This is a genomic window from Paenibacillus sp. FSL L8-0708, from assembly GCF_038009325.1.
Lineage (GTDB): Bacteria > Bacillota > Bacilli > Paenibacillales > Paenibacillaceae > Paenibacillus_AQ > Paenibacillus_AQ odorifer.
Genome location: NZ_JBBPBC010000001.1, coordinates 3,716,103 through 3,741,725, shown reverse-complemented (window position 1 = coordinate 3,741,725; position 25,623 = coordinate 3,716,103). Strand labels below are relative to the sequence as shown.

Genomic DNA, 25,623 nt, shown 5'->3' with positions numbered 1-25,623 from the left:
AGGAGACTCACATAATGGAGTTTTTAAAAATTGAAAATTTATGCAAAGTCTATGGTAAGGGAAATAATCAAGTTACTGCGCTTGACCATGTTTCACTTACAATTGAAAAGGGAGGATTCACCGCAATCATCGGTTCGTCCGGCTCGGGCAAATCTACATTGCTTCACAGCGTCGGGGGCGTAGACGTACCGACAAGCGGAAAGGTATATTTGAACGGGCAAGATGTATATAGCCAAAGCAATGAAAAACTCGCCATCTTCCGCAGACGGCAAGTTGGACTGATTTACCAATTTCACAACCTCATTCCCACTCTGAATGTAGTGGAAAACATCACCTTGCCTATCCTTATGGACAAGCGCAAGGTCAACGAGGAAAGGCTAAATGACCTGCTCGAAATGCTTGGGTTGCAAGATCGAAAAACGCATTTACCCAATCAGCTTTCAGGTGGTCAGCAACAGCGTGTTTCCATAGGACGCGCTTTGATGAATGCCCCGGCGGTCATGCTTGCCGACGAACCCACGGGCAGCTTAGATAGCCGAAATGGACATGAAATCATCAAGCTGCTCAAAGAAAGCAATAAAAAATATGGGCAGACCCTGATCCTCGTCACCCATGACGAAAATATTGCCCTGCAAGCAGACCGTATTATCGGTATAACAGACGGCAAAGTAACGCGGGATGAACAGGTGGTTCGGCCATGAATATTTTTAACAAAGTCACACTGCAAAGTATGAAAAAAAGCCGTTCCCGAACGATTGTCACGGTGATCGGAGTTGTTCTGTCCGCCGCCATGATTACGGCTGTCGCTACCTTTGGCACTTCCCTGTTAAATTATCTGGTAAACGGTTCTATTGCGAAATACGGCGGTTGGCACGTTGAGTTTTTGGATGTTGATTCCTCTTTCGTGCAAGAGAGAACCCATGACAGTAAAGTTGCAAACAGCGCAGCATTTGAAAATATCGGTTATGCAACGCTTGAAGGCGGGAAAAGCCCTGAAAAGCCCTATCTTTTCATCGCCGGATTCAGTGAGGAAGCCTTTGATACCTTACCCACAAGCCTGATTTCCGGCAGGCTTCCTGAAAATAGCAAGGAGATTCTCGTCCCGTCTCACGTTACTGCAAAGGGCGGTGTTAGATTTAAGTTGGGCGACACACTTTCACTTTCTGTTGGAAGCCGATTGAATGGAAACAAGAATCTCGGCCAACACGACCCTTATCAGACCGGGGGTGAATCGGGAGAGGACAAAGAAACCCTTGTTCCAAAATCAGAGAGAACCTACAAGGTTGTAGGTATCTGCGAAAGACCCAGTTTTGAGGAACATTCCGCACCGGGATACACCTTGATAACGAAAGCAGATCCTAAAGACCAAGCGGACAACTTCAGTATATTTGTCACACTGAAAAATCCGCACGGTGTAACGGCTTACGCAAGCAGTACAGTCGGAGCAGGAGCTTATGTCTTTAACGATGATGTACTGCGCTTCATGGGCGCTTCGGACAATAAACTGTTCAACACGCTTCTGTACTCAGTTGGCGGCATTTTGGTTGCCATAATAATGATAGGCTCGATTTTTCTGATTTATAACTCGTTCAACATCTCGCTGAACGAACGCACACGCCAGTTCGGGATTCTAGCATCGGTGGGTGCAACGGCAAGGCAACTGCGAAATTCTGTGCTATTTGAGGGACTTTGCATTGGTGCAGTCGGCATACCTATTGGCATTATGGTCGGCATAGGCAGTATCGGACTTGTAATTCCTATGGTTGCCGAGAATTTCGGGAAAACTTTCCACAGCACCGTGCCTTTAACCCTATCGTTGTCTGTCCCCGCAATTGTCGCAGCTACAGCAGTCAGTTTAGTTACCATTTTGATTTCAGCCTATATCCCGGCCAGAAAAGCTGCAAATACTCCCGTGATGGAGAATATTCGTCAGACCAACGAGGTCAAAACCGAATCGAAAGCGGTAAAAACATCAAAATTTGCACAGCGTATTTACGGTTTGGAGGGTACACTTGCGTTAAAAAACTTTAAAAGAAACAAAAAACGTTATCGCAGCATTGTGTTATCGCTCACTTTAAGCGTCGTGCTGTTTGTATCGGGAAGTGCTTTTGGAACAACTCTAAAACGACTTTCAGAACAGTTGATAATGGACATGGACTATGACATTCTTTTTACCACTCAGGTGACGGACGACAGCGAAATGATCCCGCTTTACAACAAACTTAAAACCTCTGACGGGGTTTATGAAAGCTCGTACCAAACCGTTTATGTGTATACATCCGTAATTAAGGAAAGCGATTTTTCAAACCGTTACCGGGAATACGCGGGGTATACTACGCCGGACGAAACGGTTCAACTACCCATGGACATCCAGTTTATTGAGGACAGCAAATATCTGAGTTTTATCAAAGAACTGGGTTTGTCTGCAGATGAATATACCGGGCAGGACGCGAAGATGATTGCCGTTGCCAAAAAGCGGATTGATAATAATGAAAGGCCAAGCGAAGTGTTTAATATGTTTGCAAATCATTCCATGACATTTAGTGTCGCCCCCCAAACAAATGACAAGCAAATGATGGAACAGGGGCAAAGCATAAACATTACGTTTGTCGATACGTACCCGGTGGATCCGCCTCCAAGGCAATCTTTAGAGCAGCGGCCATACGTTTTTATGGTGGTAGCTCCCTATTCACTCAAAGAGAACTTTAAAAGCCCGGATACCCATGCGGAAATGGGCCTGGCCTTTCTTTCAAATAATCCCTCGCAATCGGTGGCTGAAATGGAAGCGATCATTCAGGACACGGGAATGATGTCTGCTTATACCCTTTACAATGTCCATACAATAGTTGAACAATACCGCAGTTTAATATTTGTTATTGATGTGTTCACCTATGTTTTTGTTATTATGATTTCCCTGATTGCGGTTGCAAATGTATTCAATACTATTTCCACAAATATCAGACTGCGCAGGCGGGAACTTGCCATGCTCCGCTCGTTGGGGATGTCCGACCGCGATTTCAATAAGATGATGAGTTTTGAGTGTTTCTTTTATGGGATGAGGACGTTGCTGTTCGGAATTCCAATAGCGGGAATCATCTCGTGGCTGATTTATGAAGGGTTAGTGGCCGTAGAAAGGATAGATAACTTTAATTTTGTATTCCCGTGGGGCAGTATGGCAATTAGCGTGTTTGGCGTAATCTTTATCGTGTTTATTACAATGTTGTATGCCATTAGCAAGATAAAAAAAGAAAATATCATTGACGCGCTTCGGGATGATTTGGCTTGATTTTAATACCGATATTAAGATCAGGTTTTACTGCAAAATTGTGGACATACGGCTTTCTATGTATTCAAATTTAAACTTCACCAAAAAGTAAATCCTCCAATATAGATTATTTACAATTCAACAGTAATCGTTCGGCTGTGTGCCTAAACAATTATGTTTATCGTAAACATCCTTATTGGAGGATTTGCATTAGCGCAGGATTTTTCCTTCAACTTATATTTAGAGCTACTTAGTCAACTTTATTAAATTCGATCCAGTCGATCTGTAAACCTGGTTTAATGAATTCCAGTTTCATTTCATAAAGACCTGCTTCGAGTTCTACTTTCACAAGCTTTTGTCTAATCCATTGACCTTCTGTCCCGTTGGTTTGAATGGTTGTCATCAATTGATCATTCAAATTAACATTGCATGCACTTTGAGCCAGCTCAGGCTCTGTTGACATGATATGCACGAGGATCCGATATTGTCCAGCTTGGCCAACTTCAAAGAAAGTCGATCCTTCAACGGCTGGCTTAACCTGTGGATTTTGAGATAAGGATTGTACTTGTTCTGCAGTAAGTGAAGGATTAGCCTTAAAGGACTCAACCGTTTCAACAATTTGCTGTTTTCTCGAGAATACTGGAGCATGTATGATGAACTCACAAATATTCATTGCAGAACGTTGCAGCTCTCCTCTAGTCAAAGATCCATTTTCCAAGGATTCAATGGTGTTGTCATTCCATCCATTAATTTCGGCGCCATAGTTAGCTACAACCATGTACAGGTCATTTTGTGCACGGACCATCCAATTTGTAAATTTCCGGTCTGCAGCTCCACCATTAACGACATCATTCATGATGGCCCACCAGTCTGTCATGACAATACCTTTGAAGCCCCATTCTCCGCGGAGAATTGTAGTGTTCAAATCGTAATTTGAAGCGGCCCAATGTCCATTAACAGGGTTATAGGAGGTCATAATTGAATTCGCTCCACCCTGCTTCACTGCAATTTCAAAACCTTTCAAATAAATCTCGCGAAGCGCACGTTCCGACACAACAGCGTCCACTTTACTGCGATGTTTCTCCTGATTATTGCAGGCAAAATGCTTCAGCGTGGCATTAGAGCCACCTTTCATAATCCCACGTGTACATGCAGCGGCAAACACCCCAGAGATCAAAGGATCTTCAGAAAAATACTCAAAGTTGCGGCCATTAAGCGGGCTGCGACGAATATTTAGACCTGGTCCAAGCAAGGTGTCTATGTTGTTTCGTACCAACTCTTGTCCTTCTAACACATACAGCTCTTCGACTAATGCGGCATTCCAAGTAGCTGCAAGAAGCGTTCCGATCGCAACCTGAGTCGCTTTTGCTCCACTATCCATACGAATTCCTGAAGGACCATCTGCCGTACATGCAACAGGGATTCCTAAGTTATATAGACTATCACTTACTCCTCCAAATGCAGAAGCTGTACCCGGTGTAACCAATGGGCTGCTCATACCTTCACCCCGTACAATGGCAGCCAAATCATCGTCACTAAGCTGGGCAATAAAAGCTTCCATACTAACTTTTTGTTCAAATACATCTCTTAATTTATGCCCTTGATTGCCTGTCTGGGAGATCGTTGTTGGTAGATTGCTCTCGATCCGTTCTGCTAACGAAATCTTGCGTGTTGGAACCTCTGCATAAACAAGTTCATATGAACCGTCTGATTTTTGAACACCAGGTTGCATTCTTGTAAAGCTTTGCGTGGGTGCAAGAGCTTCTTGTAACTGTTCCACAACTTGAAGAGTTTCCACGACATAGCCGCTATTCCCTTCAACCTTGACTTCCTCCACTTTTTTAACACTCGTTCCCACAAATATGCGGTACGTGCCTTCTTCTAGCACATAAGCGGAAGCATGCCCTGACACACCAGCATCATCATAGGAAGCCATTGAATGAACAGGGAAACTCACGGTAAGACGTTGTGCTTCGCCTGGCTGAAGGACTTCTGTTTTTGCGAAGGCTGCCAAAGCTTTAGCAGGCTGTCCCAATTTTCCTTGTGGAGCTTCATAATAGACCTGAACAACCTCTTTTCCTGCAAAGGTAGTTCCTGTATTAGTTACGGTTACGCCGACTTCAACATTAAGTTCGCCAGCTTTGTAAATAAGTTTAGCTTCTTCTAACTCGAGCTTAAACGTGGTATACGATATTCCATAACCAAATTCATATTGAACCTTTTCTGGGCAAAATGTCTCGAAATAACGATAACCAACATAGATATCTTCCTGATAAAGGTTTGTAAATTCATTACCGTAGTTGTGTGTTGACGGGTAATCGTTGATGGAATATGCGATCGTGTCTGTTAATTTTCCGCTTGGAGTTACTTCTCCAGCCAGCACGTCCGCAATTGCATTACCACCTTCCATTCCCCCCTGCCAAGAGTAGATGACAGACGAAATCGGATTTTTATAGCTTTCATCGTTCAGCCAGCTCATATCAATAATATTAGAGACGTTCAGTACAACAATCGTTTGCTCAAAATATGTAGTTACCTGCTTCAGCATCGCTTTTTCATCAGCTGTTAGTTGGTAGCTTCCTGAACCATCGACATTATCCTGATCTTCTCCTGCTGTACGTCCGATTACAATGATTGCTTTGTTCGATTTACTTCTAGCCTCAGCTACCAATTCGTCGGATAAAAGCATTTCCTTCTGGTTCCATGGCTCTGCAGCCCAAACGCCGCCACCATTATCAAACGGATTTTGCTCAATCCACTTCTCATATACTGCTGCCAAATCTTCGTTGACCGTAAGGTTCTTTTTACTGCGAAGACCGCCCAGCAGGTTGGTCGTATAAGTAACATGAACACTACCGCCCGAACCAGTACCACTGCGATAATAATTCACTTGAGTTCTGCCAAAAACAGCAACATTATCACTTTCAGCAAGCGGAAGCACCTGATGATCATTCTTCAACAGTACCGCACCTTCTGCTGCTACCGTCCGGCTAAATTCTGCAAAACCTTCTAATGGAATTCCCACACTCTGTGTACTCAACTTGTTTCCTCCTGTTGTTCAATTCTATAGGTTGTTTCTTTAGGCATCAATTACATATCATAAAGTTTAACTATACCATTATAGTACATTGGATAACTGTAATATATATAATAATTATCTTTATTAATATAATAATATTGGTCTGTTAGAGTTGGAAATTTTCAATCGATGTTAAAAATATCAGCTAAGTTCAATGATCTTCGTGGCAACATTATGGCAAAATTCGCGATCATGCTCCACAAAAACGAGTGTTGGTGTATATTCAAGCAATAGCTCCTCAATTTGCATACGTGAAATAACATCAATAAAATTAAGCGGTTCATCCCAAATATACAAATGAGCTTTTTCACTAAGACTTTTGGCGATCAGGACTTTTTTCTTTTGGCCGCCACTGTAAGTGGATATATCCTTATCAAATTGAATTCTGGAGAAATCAAGCTTTCGCAGAATAGATTTAAAAAGACTTTCATCTATCCCATTCTCTCTAGCATAATCTGTTAAATCGCCCCGTAGATCTGAAGTGTCTTGTGATACGTAGGAAATGATAAGCTGGCTATCCTTAGTGAAGGTGCCGGTATAATCTATATCCTCACCGCAGATCAATTTGATGATACTTGATTTTCCGGAACCATTTTTACCCGAGAGTGCAATTCTCTCCCCCTGCTCAATGGTAAAGCTTACTTCTGAACACACCCTTTTCTCTCCGTAAAAAACCGAAACATTGTCCAGCTCCGCAAGATGACGTTTATGATAAGCAAGCTGCGTAATCTCTAAGTTCTCAGAATTTTCGATGTTTTTAAGAAGCTTAGACTTTTCGTTGATAGCAGATTGCTGTCTTTGCTCGATGGCTTTAGAGCGTTTCATCATTTTAGCTGCCTTGTGCCCAACATAACCTTTATCTAACTTAGATCCAGAATTTCTAGTTCCATTTTTAGTTTTTTCCACCTCATGTGACCAGTTACCTGTTCGTTTAGATGAGGCTGACAAGCGTTTGATATCTCTTCTAAGTTTTTCGTCTTCCGCTATCTCAAAGTTATCTTGTCTGACTTTATTCTCCCACCAGCTAGAAAAATTGCCCTTTTGAATCTCTATATTGGTTTTGTTGATTGACAAGATGTGGTCCACACAATTATCAAGAAAGGATCTGTCGTGAGAGACCAGAATATATCCACTTTTCGTATTGATGTAATCACTGACAAGCTTTCTTGCCGTCATATCCAAATGATTTGTAGGTTCATCAATCAACAGGAAGCTATTTTCCTTAATGAATAATGTGGCTAACAGCACTTTCGTTTGCTCTCCGTTAGACAATGAATCAAAGGGACGATATAACACATTCTCAGGAACCTTTAGCAAAGAAAGCTCTCGCATTAACTTCCAATGAATATAATCCGGAAAAATCTCGCTGATCACATCTATGGTGTTAAGCTCCTTGTTATTCACCTGAAAGGGGAAATATTCAAAGCTGACATGAGCAGAAATATTACCGCTGTATTCATGCTTTCCAAGCAATAAGCTAAGAAATGTAGTCTTTCCTCGACCATTTCTCCCTGTGAAACCTAATTTCCAATCGGTATCGATTTGAAAGTTTACGTTCTCAAATATGTTATCGTAGCTGCCTTCATAGGCAAAGGTTAGATTTGTGACATTTATTAATGACATAAAATAATCCTCCTGTATTTTAACAAAATAAAAGCCACAAGAAAGTTACTTTCTTGTGACTCAAATAAATACAGCAAATCCAGCCCCAAATGGAGTTAGATATGGATATATTTTCGAGTGAAAAGAAGTAGTAACTTTCTTGCATACAAAGAATAAAACAAACGAAATAAACCATTGTTGTTGTTTTATTCATCATGGGACGCAAGAATAATTACTACACTATACTTTTCAACTCCGATCATTAATTTGTAATTATGTTATCATGCATACTTATTATTTTCAACTTCCTACCCATAATTCGTTAAAAAAGTTCAAATTCTTCTTCTGTAAGATCCATATTTACACTCATAGCTGTCCGACTCCCGTCAGCCGCGGCAAACACTAACTGAGAAGGCATAAAATAAGAAACATCTCCAGCCGAATATAATCCTGGAATCGAGGTTCTCCCCGACCCATCCGTGCTAAACCCACCAGAATCATTCCGCTCTACAGTCAAATGATCTACGATTGATGCCGTTTGGATCAAATTCGGAGAAATAAACCCTCCCGTTCTTAAGATCTCAGTACCATCTGCAAAGCGAACCGCCTGAAGTTGCCCGTCATGACCCATAAAAGAGGAAACTGTTTGTTCATTGACTACAACTCCCTTAGCCTCAAGACTTTTTTTCTGTTCATCTGAAAGGGATGTCTTGCCGTTCGTGCAGATAACCAAATCTTTACTCCAATTGAGCAGCATTTTAGCCATATGAAAAACATGTGGATTTTCGCAAACAACGACAAGGGGTTGATCTCGTAGTTCCCAGCCGTCACAATACGGGCAATTAAACAGACTTTTTCCGTATAATGGTCGTAAGCCCTCTATCTCAGGAAGGACCTCTTTTAACCCAGTCGCCAAAATCAATCTGCGAGCTTCAATGTGACGACCAAACGAATCATGTACCGCAAATCCAGAATCAATTTTGTTAATCGAAATAATCTCAGTCTGGATATGCTCAACAGACGGATAACGTAGTACCTCCTCATACGCAATGCGACGAAACTCGGCTGGTGTAACCCCGTCTCTTGTAATAAAACCATGTGATGCATGGGTAACAGCATTCCTTGGCTGATTATTATCAATTAAAGCTACTTTTCTTCTTGCCCTACCAAGAACAAGGGCTGCGTTCAAGCCTGCGGGTCCACCACCAACAATAATGCAATCGTAAATCATATGAATCATCTCCTATATGCAGATATTAAAGACTCTTTTTGTCTATTATTAAACCAAAAAATATTTGCCACATCATAGACTTAATGAATCTATAATATCTCCAAATTAGCTAAAGTGTCAACCCAAACTTTCCGATCCTCCGTGAGTTTTATTTAGTGTAATACTAGAAAAAAGTAAATAAGCCCATTACCGTATGTTTGGAGGTAACTTAATACTCCAATATATCAGGTAAGAGCTATATGTTGAACTTACTTGGCAGTGCAGGGCTTCCTCACTTATCAACCTTCACCGTTTGCTAATTCTAAATCATCAGCCGAGGGTCCGTAAAGACCAGGTACCGGCACGTCAAGCAGCCGCAGATAAACTCCAAGCTGCGCCCGGTGGTGAACCATATGATTCAATCCGATGGTACGAAGCGCAGCTGCCCGTGTCTGACGACGGATGATCTGCTCCCCGTTCCGCAAGGTCCACTCCGCGCCGAGCATCTCCACATTGCTTGCAGTAATTAATTCCTCAATCTCACGAGCTTTCAGGTCGAACTCTTGTAGAACCGCGTCGGGACTCTCCAGTGCTTCTCGTCGATATGCCACAGATGCCAAATCAAACTCCGAGTAAAGTAGAATTGCAGATTGCCAGCTCAGAAGGTTAACGAGGTGTGTGGCCAGCCCACCCAGGCTCATTGACTTAGAGTGTGGTTTCCATGTCATATTCTCTTGAGGCAGCTTCTCCAGTATCCGACGTGTACCAGCCAGCTCTTGCAAAACATCCCCAATGATCAGCTCTTTAACCATTCATCTCTCTCCTCTCTTCTGTAAAGCAATTTCTTTTGATCATTCGTGTGATACTTTTGATTTCTTTTCCCAAACACTTTCTAACTCTCCGCTAGATCGGACCGAGGTGCACTTATTTCGTAGATTTATAGCATTTCACGAGGTTATCGGACCCAGATGCAGTTATTTCCCTAAATACACTCCAATTCTGTGCCATTACAAGCCAATAAGAGCTATGCAGTCCGATAAGCTTGAAAAATGCAGCGAAAATCTAAAATAGCTGCAATGGAGTCCGATACGATGGACATTTGGCGAAAGTCCAATACAGAATACATCAGAAGGAAGATCTAATTGGATTATGAATAACGACTTCGACATCGCTTAAGAAACATCCTGCTGAGCATTCGCTTTCCAAGTCTTCTCCCTACAACTTTTTAGATACTTTCTGCCAATTGCATAGTGGTAACACATGTATTATCACTCTTAAAAGTGGAAAGCTCAGATTTTGCTGCTTTTCCATCCTGCTCAATGGTTACGTTATATTTTTTGTCCCGGGGTAACCAAAGATCAATAAATCCGTTAGATAGCGATTTCATTTCTTGATCCACAATCACATTGCCTTCGCTGTCTTCGATATATACTTTAAACTCATCATCCGTTAATTCCCCTTGGCAGCCAGTCAAGCTATGTGTTGCGCAAGGATGCGTATTCTCCACATATGGAGCTATAGAAACAAAAAACTCATCTTTAGGCAAGTCGTAAGTTTTCTCTTTATTGTTACTATCGGTTACAATAAGTTGCTCAGAAGTGATAGACGCGGACAGGTTTTCCAGACTGCTTGAACTATATTCTTGCACTAATTGCTTAATGTCGGTTGTATCTTGTGCTGAAGGCGTATCCTTATCGATACCTCCCAATAACAAATACGCACCTAATGCAACAACCGCCGCTCCCGATACCACTAAGATATTTCTTTTCATTTGTAATCATCTCCTTCGCTTATTCGCCAGATTATATACTCACTCAAAGTATCTTCCATTTCTTTTAGTATAACTAGTTAGACTAAACTAACACAATTATGAACAAGGCAAAATAGTGAAAAGTTATGTATTTGATTCATCCTCTATCAACACAAAAAAAAGGTCTCCTCACTGGTTTTTCAACCTCGAGGAAGCCTTTTATCTTTTATATTATTATGCTTGTAAATTACCGACCATAACACGAATGACATCCGCAAGAGGAGTAGCTGAACGTTCCAGCAGTTTCTCTAAATCGCTACTTTCAATATTAAGCCAACCTTCACGAATCCCACGTTGTATAGCTACAACTATTGGAAGCGCAGCTTCTGGGACACCCACCTCCGACATGGTCTTGGCATAAGCCTCGTCGTCAACCTGGATTACTTTGATTTCTTTACCGATTACACTGCCTATGATCTCAGTCAATTCCTCTTGTGTTAAAGGGTTGCCAGACAATTCATACACTGTGTTCTCATGTCCGTCACCTGTCAGAACATTTGCTGCAGCTTCTGCATAATCTCCGCGTGTAGCCCAGCCAACTTTACCATTCCCTGCTGAAGTCACCCATGGGGCACCTGCTAGAGCACCTTGAATGGAGCCGATCTCATTCTCCAAATACCAGTTATTACGGAGGAAGCTGTAAGGAATGCCTGTTGCGCGAATAGCTTCTTCGGTGATGCGGTGAACTTCAGCAAGAAATAGTTCACTCTTGTCTGCTTGTCCTACACTTGTGTAGGCAACGAAGCCGACGCCTGCTTTTTCCGCAGCAGCAACAGCTGCTTTATGTTGGCGAATCCGGGTTTCATTATCACCATCTGCAGATACAATTAATAATCGATCCACACTGGCAAATGCTGATTCCAGCGTCTCAGGTTGATCAAAATCACCATGACGGACTTCCACTCCACGTGCCTGAAGATCACTTGCTTTTTCTGGGTTCCGCACACTAACTACAAGATCACTTGCGGGTACAGTTTTAAGTAAAGCTTCTATCACCAATGATCCGAATTGACCTGTTGCTCCTGTTATTGCTATTTTCATTTTTACTTCCTCCTCAAATTAGGATGATAAATTCATTTTAACCACTACCTGTAACTATTGTAGTTACAATCAGTTTGGATGTCAACTTATTTATGATCCCAACTCTGGCTGGATAATAAACAGGAGAATTAAAAAATTATATTCAGAACAAAAAAACCACCGTCATTTCCGTTAGGAAAAACGCTGGTTCTATGATTAGCTCCAACTCAACTTAATAATGGTCCCTTGTCCAGGGCTACTCTCAACAGCAATTCTGCCCTCCATACATTCGATTAATCCCTTGGAGATCGCCATGCCAAGGCCGGATCCGTTGGAGCTAGATACGGTGTCCGTTCCTCGATAATAACGTTCAAATAATCGGTTAAGTGTGACTTCATCCATTCCATCGCCATCATCGGAAAATTGAATAGTAAATCCACTGTCCAAATCATTCATAGTAAGCGAAACCGTTAAAATCGTATCCGAGGGGTTATGAAGTAAAGCATTCGCAGTCAAATTGTTCACAACCCGCTCTAGCCATGGAGTATACAATCGGGCCCTCACTTCGTTTGGTGCCGGCACAAATATAATTCGCTGCTTCCCGTATTCGGGATTTTCAGCAGCTTGATCAAGGGTTTGATGTAACCAAGAGTTCAATTCCACTTCCATCAGCTCTGGTGGCTTGATCCCTGTTTTTAGCCGATAGGTCATGGCAAGATCACTGATCAGCATGTCCATATGGGCTGATTTATCCAGCATCGTCCTTGTAAACTTGCGAACTTCCTCTTTCGACCAATCATACGAAGGCTCCGCCAGTAAATGAGCATAACCAGTTATAGAAGATAAAGGAGTTTTTAAATCATGTGTAACACCTGCGATCCATTCTTCCCTCAAATTCTCTGTTTGTTGCCGCAACGCCTGATCTCTCTGCAAATTAGCAGATAATTTCTCTATGGAGACCATTACATCAGAAAAAACCCGGTATCTCCGCCTCCATTTACCTACGTGTGTTCGACTACGACGATTTCCTTTACGGTCCAAAGGCTCTGTATATATGGCATTTCCAATAGAATCGAGCCATACAAGCATATGCAGCATTGGCGCTCCAAACCTATGAGCTTGCCATAAAGATAGCAATATAAATGCAAGCAATAAAGCCGCGAGCATTGCTAATGAGCCTTTAATGACAATTTTAACCTCTTCAGGTACCCATACCTTTTGTCCTGTATCTGCACCCTTTACGTTCGGTTGTCCAACGATCCATGTTTGGCCCGTTTGTTTATCAAAAGAAGATCGGACATGATAGCCGTAACGTTCACTGTAGAGAGTGCGTAGTGCTAGCTCTGGCACTGAGTACTTGGTGGGAATCATCTTTGGCCTATTATAGGAGAGCAGCTCCGTACCCGATGAATCAATGAGTTGAACAAAAGCCTGTGATGATTTAATTTCTCTTTCAATCGAATCAGGCAGAACCAGATCTCCATCTACTGCATCAAATGTACCTTCGCTCATTTTTTTTAACAGAGGATCTAGTATATTTGGCGCGCCATAAAGAAGCGTGAATTGTCTCCCATTTTTCTCTTGAATCCATACAGCCAGAGTATACGGAAAAGGCTGAGTCCCTGTCCAATAGGCGACTACTTCACCCGGTCCATATTGAATTGGGACATCTTTTGGAGTGTTGTAGGCACTTTCAACTTTTCCATTTTCATCGATGTTTTGCAGCCAGCCCTTATTCTTCTTCACTTGCTCCAGCAAGCTCGGGGAAAATTGAATGCCCTTCTCATCAATTTTGGAGGATTCAACCAGTTGCTCTAAGCCAACATTAGCAAAATCACGCGTAATACTGATATCGAGAAAACGCAACAGCATCCAAGTAAAAGTTACTGCAGCAATAGCGAGAACAACCATTCCCGTAATTGCTAGCTGTAGAACGAACCTTAACGTTAACCGACGTTTGATATTCATGGCATGGACAACTCCTGGCGGTCTACCTTCACCAGCTTATAACCAAGACCCCTAACGTTAATAATAAATTTTGGATCGGACGGGTCTGCTTCGATACGTTCTCTAATTCGATGAATATGAACCATGACCGTATTATCATCGCTCAGTGCTTCATCGCCCCATACTTTCTCATATAACTCACTTTTGCTGAAAATCTGATTGGGATGTTTGCATAAGAAGACCAGCAGTTGAAATACAAGTGCCGGACAAGCAACAGACTGACCCTCTACCAGGAGTTCTCCCGCTGTCTCATCTAGCTTAAACCTTCCGTAATCATATACATTTGCAGATTTATTGGGGACTATTTCTACACTCTTGCCAGTAGCCTGTTGGTTAGCAGAAGCAAAATATCTCCGCAGCTGTGCTCTTATACGAGCCACCACTTCAAGCGGGTTAAAGGGCTTGGTGATATAATCATCTCCTCCTATAGCAAAGCCCGTTAATTTATCGAAATCAGACGTTCGCGCAGTCAGAAAAAGAATAGGGGCATCCGTCGTCTGCCGGATAAAAGGGCAGATTTCGATACCACTTCGTCCGGGCAGCATTACATCCAGCACAATTAAATCATATTTTTTGGATTCACAGGCACTTACTGCTTCTTCACCTGTTTGCACTGTATCTATATTGGCGTAGCCTTCCTTACGCAGCACTGTCTCCATAATGTCTAAAAGTGATACCTCATCATCAACCAATAAAATTGAAGCCTCATTCATATAAATTTTCCCTTTCACAATAGACGTTTTTAACATCATAGCATGATTTTTTTGGCTAGCAATCTTACTAATCTTAACGGAAGCTTAATTCGTATTCATTAAATAGCTAGTAAATTATGTAAGTGTTAATATAGAATTTCAGAAGAGCTAAGGATAGACTGCTACAATCGTAATACTGGGAGGCGATATATATGAACAAAAAACCTAAAAAAATCATTCATAAAGTTATTTTGAATACAAGAACTGCCTTGGCTGTAGGGTCACTGTCTTTATTAATGGCTGCCTGTGGAGGAGAGAATGCAGATGTGCCGACTACTGAAAAGGCGGAGCAGACAACAAGCCCGGCCACAGCTGCCATTCTGAGCGGATTTGCTCCAGATGAACTATCAAAGATTCTACTGGACGGGAAATACAAGGAGTTGTATGCCCGCTTTAATCAGCCTTTAAAAGATGAAATAAGTGAAGCAGAATTAACAGAGACAGGAAAAGAATTCACTAAGGGTATCCATACATTGGAAAAGGCATCGACCATGCAGCTTAATGGATTTGATCGACGCACATGGGTTAGTGATGCTGGCAATAAGGGGCTTGTCGGGATGTTTGATCCGGATGGGACGATTACATTAATTCAAGTTCAAGAGCTTACCCCTTCTCCTGAAACCGACAATGTACTAAGCAAACATGAATACGCACTGCCGTTTGAGGGAGATTGGTATGTATTTTGGGGTGGTGAAAATGTGCTTGTGAATTATCATTATGAGTTAGAAATCCAGCGGTACGCTTACGATTTTATACAAACCAAAGATAACTATTCCTATACAGGAGATCCACTAAAAAATGAAAGCTATTATGCCTTTGGCAAAAACATTCTCGCTCCAGCGGACGGCACCGTTGTATCGGTTGTGAATGACATTAAAGACAATGAGCCAGTTGGGGTCATGAATCCGAATCAAGCTACCGGAAATATCATTGTCATTGATCATGGCGGGGAATATAGTCATTTGGCGCATCTCAAACAAGGGTCAGTTACTGTAAAACCGGGGGATAAAGTCGAAAAAGGTGAAGTTATTGGCTTAACAGGTAATTCTGGTAATACGAGCGAGGCCCATCTACACTTCCAAATCTCAGATGGAGCTGATCTATTCACTTCCCGGGCAATCAGAGTTAAATGGGAGCAAAATTTAAAACCAATTCAAGGTGAGACTATTTCCGCCGCTAATTAGCGCTAAATTCCGGGTCGCTAAGGTTGTCTCTCATAAATAATAAATCAGATGAGACAACCTTGATCTTCCCTAAAAAACATCCTACTTTCTTGTAATACCAATACATATAATCCGGGTAATTCACAAATAATAATAGACATATAGGATATATAGTGACTAAATATGGCTCTCTTTTCAAAGGAAAGGAAGTGTCAACCCCGATGTCTTTACTGCTAGGCTCTCATGTGTCTATGACCGGAACAAAAATGCTCCTTCGAGCTAGTGAAGAGGCAGCCTCTTATGGAGCGACCACCTTCCTTTTTTATACCGGAGCCCCACAAAATACACGCCGCAAACCCATTGAAGCTTTGAATATTGAAGCGGGACATGCTCATATGAGAGATAACGGTATTTCTAATATTATTGTACACGCTCCATTTATCGTTAACTTAGGAAATACACTTTCGGCACAGGTCTTTGAGCATAGTATAGAGTTTCTTCAATCAGAAATCATAAGAACAGAAGCTTTGGGTTCAACCCAAATCGTCCTACATCCTGGCTCCCATGTTGGTGCTGGCTCTCAAGCTGGAATCTCTCGGATCGTGGAAGGCTTAAACGAAGTGCTAACAGATAAACGAAATGTTCAGGTTTCATTAGAAACTATGGCTGGAAAAGGTAGTGAATGTGGAGTCTCTTTTGAAGAACTTGCAGCTATTATTGATGGAGTGACCCATAATGAGCGCCTATCAATTTGTTTGGATACTTGCCATATCCATGATGCCGGTTATAACGTGAAAGAAGATTTTGATGGCATATTGGATAAATTTGATCGATTGATCGGAATAGAGCGCCTAAAAGTCATTCACGTCAATGATTCAAAGAATATTATGGGCTCACATAAAGACAGGCACGAAAATATAGGGCACGGATATATCGGCCTTCAGGCGCTAAGATATGTGGTCCACCATCCTCAACTATCAACCATTCCCAAACTCCTAGAGACTCCCTCCATCGGTGAAAAGAAATATGTAAACGCACCCTATAAGCATGAGATTTCCTTGTTAAGGGGAGAAACAGATGAGCTGGTAAAAAAATAAAAACCGCCAATTACGCGGTTTTTCATCTGTGCAGCCATGATCGACTATCCTTTTGTGGAATCAATTGTAGTAGGTGCGGTTCCATTTACCTGGAGTTTTTTTAACGAGTTTTTCTTTGCTGTTAATTCTTTGGAAAGATCAGCTTGCAGGCGATTGATGTTTTTAATTTCATCGTTAAGCTTTTTGATTCGCGTCATTTTACTGCTCAAATCTGTGTGAGACTTGCTAAATTTCATATCCTGTTCTAATTGATTAATTTTGAATTTGGATTTTTCCTTTTTGTTCTTCACGTTTTTGAGCTTGCTCTCTACCTCTATGATTTCTTGTTCTAACCTTTGGATCATTGGTTTGGTGAAATTAATCGCCATTCTTACACCCCATATCATTTAGTGTTGCCGAGAATCAATTCTACTATAAAAGAAGAAAAAAGCACACTCATTAGAGTATGCTTTTTAAAAATAATCAGAGAAATAAGGATGTTCTGGCCTGATTAACCCTTCCAGGAATTGAACTGTAGCTTCATCTGCCTGGATCCGACCGATCCTAGCCAAATAGGTAGGTCGCTTATAACCCATTAACATCGTGGTTAAAGTAGGAATGTCAATCAACAAGGAAGGGTTAGTCCCTCCTGCGTGCAAAACACCTGTTCCATCTTTATCCACATTAAGCGTAAATGTACCCCGGTTCCATTCCAGCATCGGATCACTCAAGGTGAAGATAAGGCAACCCTCTTTATCCTGTTTTTTAAACGGATACTGTTCGATAAATAATTGCACATCCACTATCCGGGCCATAAAATAAGGAGCAATGGTTTCCTTGATGTCACCATCATCTAAAACGAAGGAAAGCGGCTCCCCTTTATAAATATCCCCTTTGACAAGAGTAATCATCGAAAAATGTGCACTTATAAAGTTCCATAATCCCACGCGAGCTTCTTCGTTAATATATACCATTTCTTTGATGTAAAAGATCTCCTCAGCAACCCAATACAACAAATACCCCGTGGGCAAATCATCATTGTTATAGTAGATGCCCACTGTCATTTCATCCAGATCCCAGCGTAAATATTCTTCCCAAGCCAACTTATTTCGAAGCATAGCTCCATGATGCTGCATGGAGAACTGATCATATATCTCCTTGATATCTGGATGTTCAATAGTTACCCGCTCCACGTTCCCAGGAACTTTTTTAGTTTTCGGCAGCTGGGTATCCGGAACTTCAAATGAGATTTTATCGGTAATGATCTCCCAGCCTTTCCGCCTATAATACGGAATAGAATACGGAAATAGATAAGAAATTGATTGCTTGCGGCCCCGCATTTTAGTTAATGCATGCAACATCAGCTTATTCATTAAACCTAAATTAGCATATTCGGGATAGGTTCCAACACCCGTCAGGCCACCCATCTCATAAATTCGCCCAAAAATATTTACTTGAAATGGGTATACTGCTAACTGTGAAATCAATTTATCACCATCAAACCAACCGACCACATCAGCATACTTTAGAACTGGCAGCTTCGCTTGGGTGATTTCACGATTTTCCCAACCAAAGATTTGTAAATCACGATTCGTCACTTGAAATACATAACGTAATAAATTATTAAATTGCTCTGCATGTTTAGTCTCGACATTTGCTAACCTGATTCTATCCTGCAACTTATTGCGACTCACTATCAATACCCCCGCTGAATTCCCCAGATATAAATCAGAAATCACTCTTATTATTCTTTATATCCGTTCAATAAATACATTCTTTCAGAGAAGGTTAGCCTAACGAGTTCTTTTGCAGCTTCGGGATCAAAGCATACGCAAACGTGATGAATGGGCTTAACCACAAAAGGGTGGCATAAGGTATATATTCAATTACCGGCACACCTAGTGTAGCAGCGAAAAAAGCACCGCTAACTCCCCAAGGAATTAAAGGATTAACAAGGGTTCCACAATCCTCTAACGTACGGGATAGTGTCTTTGCTGGAATGCCTCGGCGATTATATTCATCTTTGAACATTTGACCAGGCAACAAAATAGAAAGATACTGTTCACCAGTCATCCCATTAACCGCAATGGATGATGCGCCGCTCATAAGCACGATACTGCTTTTACGTTTGAGGGGTTGAATGATTTTGCGAAAAAAAGCCTCTATGACACCACAATGTTGTATTAGTCCGCCTAATGATAAAGCAATCAAGATAAGTGAAACGGAACTCATCATTGATTGCATTCCACCTCGGTTAACGATAGAAGCAACGGTTTCATTGGCAATAGTACTTTCGTATCCATTCTGCATCACACTGAACCAGACACCGATTTCTGCCTGCTGCTGAATAATAGCGGTCACCAGAAGACCAGTAACAATGCCAACCATCAGTGTAGGAAGGATTGGGATTCGTTTGATTGAGCAAATAATAACGGCAAGTGGTGAGATCAAAGTCAACCAGTGGATATGAAATCCATCTTGTAGAGCAATCTTAATCCCCTGAATCGACGATAAATCAATCGCATCGGCTTTTGGTGCGAACAAGAAAAAGACAGTAGTTATAATAAGCGCTGGAATCGTTGTGTACATCATATTACGAATATGTGTGAACAAGGATATACCTACCACTGCAGGTGCAAAATTCGTCGTATCGGATAAGGGTGACATTTTATCACCAAAACAAGCTCCGCAAATGATCGCTCCAGCAGCAAGTGTGGGAGAAATCCCTGTCGTCAAAGCAATACCCATCAAAGCTACGCCGATCGTGCTAACGGTGGTGAATGAGCTTCCAGTAAACATAGAGACGACAATTGTGACATATAACGCGCTTACTGCAAAGTAGTTCGGATTAATATAATCCATACCATAAAATAAAAGTGTAGGCACCGTACCACTCATCATCCATACAGCGATCAATATTCCGATCAACATGAGGATAAGAATGGGCATTATAGCTGTTTGGATGCCTTTAATGATAGCTGCCTCAATATCTTTCCATGACACGCCAAATAAACCCAATAAGACTGCTGTGCCAACTGTGGTTGCGAGAAGAGGGATATGAGGTTCTGCTTTTAATAGGAAAATAGATACAAAAAGAAGTGCGAAAATAAAAGCGATGATAATCATACTTTTTGAAAAACTAAGCTGACGGTCCATAACGATAGTGCTCCTTAACATTGTGATTGGGATAAAATTCGGAGATTGCGGTGCTTCCTTACTTTTAAGCTTTTAAGCTTTTAGGCTTTTGGGCAATGAAGCACAGAGGTAATATTAACGATAAGATAGAGAAGAGTCAATGTTAAGAACATACAATGAAGGTTTTTCCATTAAAAAAACAGAGGGCAAAATGCCGCTCTGCTATATATTCACCCTATTCACTTTACAATTGCAGCTTTAAAATATCCTGCGGAGTTTCAAATTTATATTTCGCGGGAATATGCTCATGCTGCTTGCATCCCCATAAAGCTAATCCAAAATCGACACCAGCATCTCTTGCACATTCATAATCATAGATCGTGTCCCCTATGTAAATAGATGATTCAGGGTTTGCTTTTGATACTCTAATAAATTCTAGCAAGGGGTCTGGATGTGGCTTATGCTTTGCTGTATCTTCTGCGATAACGGTATATGATAAATATTTAGTTAAGCCAAATGGAACGAAATCGTCATTTAGCTCATCTCTTGTCTTGGAAGTCACAATTCCTTGAACGATCTCTTTTGACTGTAATGAACTCATTACATCTACAATTCCGTCAAAGATGTTAATAGTATCATAGAAATCTTTCATGAAAACATTCCATCTCTCATTGCCCTCATGAATATCTTCGATCCCAAGTTGTGGTAATGAAGCTGAACCGGGAATACCTAACACAAAATAGAGCTCTGACAATTCATACTCTCTGTTATGATCCACCTTTAACATCTTTTGCAGAGAACTCAGAACAGCGATTTCTGTATCAATTAAGGTTCCATCCACATCAAAGATTACAGTGTTATATTTACGCATAACTACCTCCTATAGGATTACAACAAATACAAGATTATTAATCGTTAAGCTTAATCTATTACTTAGAAAATAACTCTACGGCTTGCGTATCCATAATCGGATTAATATATTTCTCTAGCGTAATCGTTAGGGGTTGAGGATAATCTTTCGCTCCCTTTCCAAAAGTATAACGCATTTCATCCACGGCTGTACCCTCCTTTGAAGTCATGTAGCCACCGAAGTTTCCTGCCGAAGTTGTTTTGATTGCTCTTTTATGCACATGTCCTTCCGCATCAGTAAAAGTCTCAGCAAGTCTAGTGTAGTATTTTAAATATTCGGCATCAGTAATTGTATGCCGCAACAAGATCTCTCCTTCATCTGCATAATTCTCTTGCGTTGGAACAACAAGCTCAAGGCCACTTCCCGGTGCTTCAATGATTTGCTGCTTATTGAGATCGACAACAATTTTCATTTTATTCTTTTCCACTGCCGAGATACCAAAGGTTTTTAATGAAACGGTGTCTGGCTGACGGTTTAGACTGCTCTGGCTGTTCCTGAACACCAGTGTAAACTTGGTGTTGTCCGAATAGACTTCAGAATTGTCAGAGTTGATGATGTCGGGGTAAAATAATTTTTCGGTAGCTCCCCCATTTGTACTAATCAGAACTGGATTAATCAATTGGAAAATTTGTTTATCATTGTTCGGATCATACTCCAAATCTACATAGGTACTAAGCGGTGTATATTGCACTAGATTCACTTTAATCTTTTGCCCGTCAACTGTCAGCGTTTTATCCGTTTTTAGAATTCTTTCCTGTGCTTTGAGCATATCAGGATTAAGTTCGAAAGCAACATCCAGATTAGTCCGGTACTTATTACTACTGGATTGTAGCGCCTTATCTGAAGTTTCAGTGAGAATGACATTATAGTTTACTTCCTTTGGATATTTAACCGTTGGTGAAAGACTAGCAGTGTATATAAAATCCTTAGACTGGCCTGGTTGAATTCGGTTATCGCTGGCAAGCATACTTAGTGCAGCACCTTTATGTAGATTCGACTCCTGTATGCCTTCATATTGAAGCGCAAAATTCGCATGTATAACTTCTTTGTCTGTATTGTTCTGAACACTGTATAGAATATACACCTTTCTTCCATCTGTTACTGCACCAGTTACATCCACTCGGTACCCCTTGTTTTCCGCGCTCTGACCCACCGGCATCACGAGATTCTGTTCCAGAGCACTAGCAAGCGCTGGTTCTAACCTTGAAAATGAACGATAAGCTGCAAAATCATCTGTATTTTTAGGGCTGGCGGTTTGAACTGAAGGTTCAGCCACTTCCTTGGCCGGTAACCCGATTGAAGAGTATGTAAATAAAAGGGCTGCGGCTGCAGCTGCGATCACTCCCAAACCTGCGGTATAAACGCGGCGTTTCTCACGTTTTTTTCCTTCCATAATTCCCTTTCGCATCGCGTTATAAATTTTCATTTCCTGTAAAGTTTCAGTATTCTGATTCATTTCATCAACATTTTTCTGCAAAATACGATCTTCTTTATCTGTCACTCCGTTCACCTCCCATATCACTTCAGCACATTACGAAGCTGTTTAAGTCCCTCGCGTAACCAGGTTTTGATTGTACCTTCAGGTTTTTTTAGCACTTTTGCGATTTCGATTGTAGTCATGTCATTGTAATATTTAAGAAGTACCACATGCCGATATTTGGGCTTTAATCGGTTCAGAGCACGTTCCAGATCAATCCGGTCGTTACTTTTCATTTCCTGAGTTGCAACCTCTGCCAGCTTCTCCGTAGGAATCACTCGTTTTTTTCGTCGTAGTTCATCCATACAGCAATTGATCGTAATTCGAATCAACCAAGGTGTAAATGACTGTTCATCTTTAAGCTTCTTACGTTTCATCCAGGCTCGACATGAAGCCTCTTGTACAACTTCTAACGCGTCCGCTTCTGTCCGTAGATAACTATAAGCGACGGTGTACATTTTCCGATGCTCCACATACAGGCGTTTAAAGAAAACTTCCTCATCCATTCGGGCAAAATCAACCATTCTGACCTCGTCCATCGTCCTATCCACCACTCACCACACCCCCTCTTTTTTTGTCAGTGTCGGTATTAGGATAAAGTCATCGTTCTGATGTTCTTATAAGTAAGACGGAGTTGAACGTAAAAACGATTGATTTTTTTCATAAAAAAGTGCTGGCAAAGATGCCAACACTCCATTCTCATATTTATCGATCACGATTAACCATATAATTCAATAGATGTTTTAAAAAATTGATATTGCGGGGGATCTCTTTTAGCGCCTCCATGGCAAGACAATAGTGCTCCCACATCTCTTTTCTAGCACCTTCTGAACCCAGAATGGAGACAAACGTTGCATTGTTATTCTCAACATCCTGCCCTGTGGGCTTACCCAGTAATTGTAAATCCCCTTCCAAGTCGAGTAAATCATCTTTAATCTGAAAAGCAATCCCCGCATGATAAGCAAATTTCTTCAAAGCTTCAATTTCTGTCTCCTTAACCTGTGCGAGAATCGCTGGCATAACTAGTGAAGCTTCGAACGCAATGCCCGTCTTATAGAAACAAATCATATTTAATTGCTCTAGCGTCAATGCTTTCCCTTTAGAATTCAAATCCATCGCTTGCCCCATGCAGGTATCTTCCGCCTTTTGAGCTGAATATTGCATTAAAGCAATTACGGATTTAGCATCGAATGTAGAAAGGGATGCCTGTTCCTCAATCGACTTCTGAATTAGAAAGAGTCCTGTCAATTCCGCCGTTGCGCTATTATACACCTCATGTAGAGTTGAACGGCCTCTTCGAGTGGGGGCATTATCCTGAGAGGGCAGATCATCGAAAATTAAGGATGCAGTATGCATATATTCCAAAGACCTCAAAAGCGGCACAATTGCCGCGCTGTCTAATCCGTATTCGTTCACCCCCATAACCCAAGTGAGGATAGGTCGTATTCGCTTGCCATCACCCTCTAAACTATAATTGGCTGCATCAATTAACATTTCTTTCATAGCTGGTGTCCCAACAGGTTTATTAATCGGCAATTGATTGTTGATTTCACCACGAACCTTTTGAATCGTATTGTGAAAATCCACCTTTTCCTGCTTGTTGTTTTTTAAATTCGTAAGCATTTGATCTCTTAGTAGTTTGTCAAAAAAATCCACATCATCAGCTTTCAACACCATTTGCTGCACGAGACGATTAAATTCGGGTTGACCCGAAGCAAAGATCTCCATAATCTCTTTATACTTTTCAGTACCCACACGTTCTTTACAACGCTTCAAACCGTTAATTGCTCGATCTAGAATCACTTCACGGGTTTTGGCATCGGAGTGATATACGGAATGGATTAGATGAGAGATGACGGTCCAGTATAATTCAAAAGGGTTTATCAAATCTGAACGTTGATCACGGTATTTCAGAAAATAGGTATACGGCGTTACCGCTCCCTCTTTCATATCGTCAAACATATCTGCAAAATCATCAGCCAGTTGATTGTAAAGACCATAATAAAAAGTGCGTTGATCAAATCCATCATCTGTAGGTGCACTAATAACGGATCGGACAATTAAACGGGAAGAAGAGGATTTTAAGATAATGGGGATATAAAGCTCTTCATTGGTGTATTTAGCATTGGAAAGTTCCTTAACACGGTCCAGCTCCTGAGATTGAAAAAACACAAAGGATTGCTCGAAGAATATGTTCTGCATTTCTGGACGTTGATAGCTTTTAATATATTCGAAAGCTTCACTAAGCTCCGAATGTACGTATCGAATGAATTCCATGTTCTCTCCGGACCATTCTCCAAGGTCTGGCACAGTTCTAGTAAGGATAGCGTCGCGTATCATGAGGGAAAATTGCTCTTTTTCTTGAACCGTTAAGACACTGGAATCGAGAAGATCATCAATATAAGGGTAAGTCAGCCCATAAGAATAACCAAGTCTAATGGCTTCACTAAGCTTCTTAGAACGTTCCAAAGGTGGGGTAATCTCCCCCATTTCCTCCATTACATGCAGAATGACCCCGATAATGATCTTAATTAACTTACGCTGCGCTTGTTCGGCATTCATTTCCTGCGGAATATGGGTTGATACGTTCTTTAGCTTGTCGATCACCCAGATGGTGGCGGTCTCGACGCCTTCTTTCTGCGCCCAGCGATATACTCCTGCCAAGCTCATAAATTCCGATTGATCTCTTATCGTTGTTGAATCGTCTGGGATCAATTGAGATCTAATGTCAGCAACCATTCGCTGAATCCTGTTTTGTGTATCAGTAGAATCCAAGGCTTTGCCCAGATCCCTCATATATAAATAGGACACGCTGCGATCTAAATAATCATCCAATTTACCGTTAAGATTCAGCCAGCCTATATACCTATGATAATCCTGCGAATCAGGTTTCCTTTTCCCTCTAGAGAAAAATGACAACCATGAGCGGCGATGAATATGATGTTTTTTCCATAATTGAATATCTTCAGTGAGAGTAGGTACATAAGTTTGTTCTTTGAACTGCAATTGCAGTGAAATAAAATACTGAGCCGCCCTCTGCTCGGCTAGCGAATAGGCTGAATCGGCATGATCGCTTACATTCACATTCATAGGTGGATTACCTCAACTTCTCTTTTG

General features: G+C 41.3%; 19 protein-coding genes. 4 read left to right on the top strand and 15 right to left on the bottom strand.

Features of this window, described 5'->3' with window-relative positions:
* The first annotated feature begins 14 nt into the window (after window positions 1-14).
* Together NYE58_RS17900 and NYE58_RS17895 are read left to right on the top strand one after the other, a co-directional pair.
* Window positions 15-701, top strand: a complete 687-nt coding sequence (locus NYE58_RS17900) for an ABC transporter ATP-binding protein (RefSeq protein WP_076125710.1) — start codon at window positions 15-17, stop codon at window positions 699-701.
* Window positions 698-3,286, top strand: a complete 2,589-nt coding sequence (locus tag NYE58_RS17895; protein WP_341002519.1) for an ABC transporter permease — start codon at window positions 698-700, stop codon at window positions 3,284-3,286. The genes NYE58_RS17900 and NYE58_RS17895 overlap by 4 nt, the downstream gene beginning before the upstream one ends.
* A 229-nt stretch (window positions 3,287-3,515) precedes the next feature.
* Here NYE58_RS17895 and NYE58_RS17890 read toward each other — a convergent pair whose 3' ends face one another.
* The 8 genes from NYE58_RS17890 to NYE58_RS17855 form a co-directional block, all read right to left on the bottom strand.
* Window positions 3,516-6,305, bottom strand: coding sequence for a glycoside hydrolase family 3 C-terminal domain-containing protein (locus NYE58_RS17890; protein WP_341002517.1), 2,790 nt, complete (start codon window positions 6,303-6,305; stop codon window positions 3,516-3,518).
* 180 nt (window positions 6,306-6,485) lie between these two features.
* On the bottom strand, window positions 6,486-7,967 hold the full coding sequence (locus NYE58_RS17885) for an Lsa family ABC-F type ribosomal protection protein (RefSeq protein WP_076276490.1): 1,482 nt from the start codon (window positions 7,965-7,967) through the stop codon (window positions 6,486-6,488).
* A gap of 301 nt (window positions 7,968-8,268) precedes the next feature.
* Window positions 8,269-9,177 carry an NAD(P)/FAD-dependent oxidoreductase gene (locus NYE58_RS17880; RefSeq protein WP_076276489.1) on the bottom strand — a complete coding sequence of 303 codons (909 nt, stop codon included), beginning with the start codon at window positions 9,175-9,177 and terminating at the stop codon, window positions 8,269-8,271.
* A gap of 278 nt (window positions 9,178-9,455) precedes the next feature.
* On the bottom strand, window positions 9,456-9,968 hold the full coding sequence (locus NYE58_RS17875; protein WP_076125721.1) for a DinB family protein: 513 nt from the start codon (window positions 9,966-9,968) through the stop codon (window positions 9,456-9,458).
* 413 nt (window positions 9,969-10,381) lie between these two features.
* On the bottom strand, window positions 10,382-10,927 hold the full coding sequence (locus tag NYE58_RS17870; RefSeq protein ID WP_076125722.1) for a CueP family metal-binding protein: 546 nt from the start codon (window positions 10,925-10,927) through the stop codon (window positions 10,382-10,384).
* Window positions 10,928-11,140: 213 nt separating this feature from the next.
* Window positions 11,141-12,007: an SDR family oxidoreductase gene (locus tag NYE58_RS17865; protein ID WP_076276488.1), complete on the bottom strand. Its 867-nt coding sequence runs from the start codon at window positions 12,005-12,007 to the stop codon at window positions 11,141-11,143.
* A gap of 195 nt (window positions 12,008-12,202) precedes the next feature.
* Complete coding sequence (locus NYE58_RS17860) at window positions 12,203-13,954, bottom strand: sensor histidine kinase (RefSeq protein WP_341002516.1); 1,752 nt, start codon at window positions 13,952-13,954, stop codon at window positions 12,203-12,205.
* The gene (locus NYE58_RS17855) at window positions 13,951-14,706 is read right to left on the bottom strand and encodes a response regulator transcription factor (RefSeq protein WP_341002515.1); all 756 of its coding nucleotides are present in this window, start codon (window positions 14,704-14,706) and stop codon (window positions 13,951-13,953) included. Before NYE58_RS17855 ends, NYE58_RS17860 begins: the two co-directional genes overlap by 4 nt.
* 191 nt (window positions 14,707-14,897) lie before the next feature.
* On the opposite strand from NYE58_RS17855, the gene NYE58_RS17850 reads away from it, so the two are divergent.
* Window positions 14,898-15,929 carry a M23 family metallopeptidase gene (locus NYE58_RS17850; RefSeq protein WP_341002513.1) on the top strand — a complete coding sequence of 344 codons (1,032 nt, stop codon included), beginning with the start codon at window positions 14,898-14,900 and terminating at the stop codon, window positions 15,927-15,929.
* Window positions 15,930-16,129: 200 nt separating this feature from the next.
* Entirely contained in the window at window positions 16,130-17,005 is an 876-nt protein-coding gene (locus NYE58_RS17845; protein WP_076303784.1) for a deoxyribonuclease IV, read from the top strand.
* Between the two features lie 44 nt (window positions 17,006-17,049).
* Here NYE58_RS17845 and NYE58_RS17840 read toward each other — a convergent pair whose 3' ends face one another.
* The 7 genes from NYE58_RS17840 to NYE58_RS17810 all read right to left on the bottom strand — a co-directional run bounded on the left by NYE58_RS17840 (window position 17,050) and on the right by NYE58_RS17810 (window position 25,596).
* Window positions 17,050-17,373 (bottom strand): hypothetical protein, encoded by a 324-nt coding sequence (locus NYE58_RS17840; protein ID WP_341002512.1) that lies wholly within the window; start codon window positions 17,371-17,373, stop codon window positions 17,050-17,052.
* A gap of 84 nt (window positions 17,374-17,457) precedes the next feature.
* Complete coding sequence (locus NYE58_RS17835) at window positions 17,458-18,678, bottom strand: GNAT family N-acetyltransferase (RefSeq protein WP_036677937.1); 1,221 nt, start codon at window positions 18,676-18,678, stop codon at window positions 17,458-17,460.
* A 94-nt stretch (window positions 18,679-18,772) separates the two neighbouring features.
* Window positions 18,773-20,140: a Na+/H+ antiporter NhaC gene (nhaC, locus tag NYE58_RS17830; protein ID WP_076276483.1), complete on the bottom strand. Its 1,368-nt coding sequence runs from the start codon at window positions 20,138-20,140 to the stop codon at window positions 18,773-18,775.
* A 223-nt stretch (window positions 20,141-20,363) separates the two neighbouring features.
* Entirely contained in the window at window positions 20,364-20,990 is a 627-nt protein-coding gene (locus NYE58_RS17825; RefSeq protein ID WP_076303786.1) for an HAD family hydrolase, read from the bottom strand.
* Window positions 20,991-21,048: 58 nt separating this feature from the next.
* Entirely contained in the window at window positions 21,049-22,530 is a 1,482-nt protein-coding gene (locus tag NYE58_RS17820) for a DUF4179 domain-containing protein (RefSeq protein WP_341002511.1), read from the bottom strand.
* Window positions 22,531-22,547: 17 nt separating this feature from the next.
* Entirely contained in the window at window positions 22,548-23,045 is a 498-nt protein-coding gene (locus tag NYE58_RS17815; protein ID WP_076125874.1) for an RNA polymerase sigma factor, read from the bottom strand.
* Between the two features lie 166 nt (window positions 23,046-23,211).
* Window positions 23,212-25,596 (bottom strand): polyprenyl synthetase family protein, encoded by a 2,385-nt coding sequence (locus NYE58_RS17810; protein ID WP_341002510.1) that lies wholly within the window; start codon window positions 25,594-25,596, stop codon window positions 23,212-23,214.
* Between the last annotated feature and the right edge of the window lie 27 nt (window positions 25,597-25,623).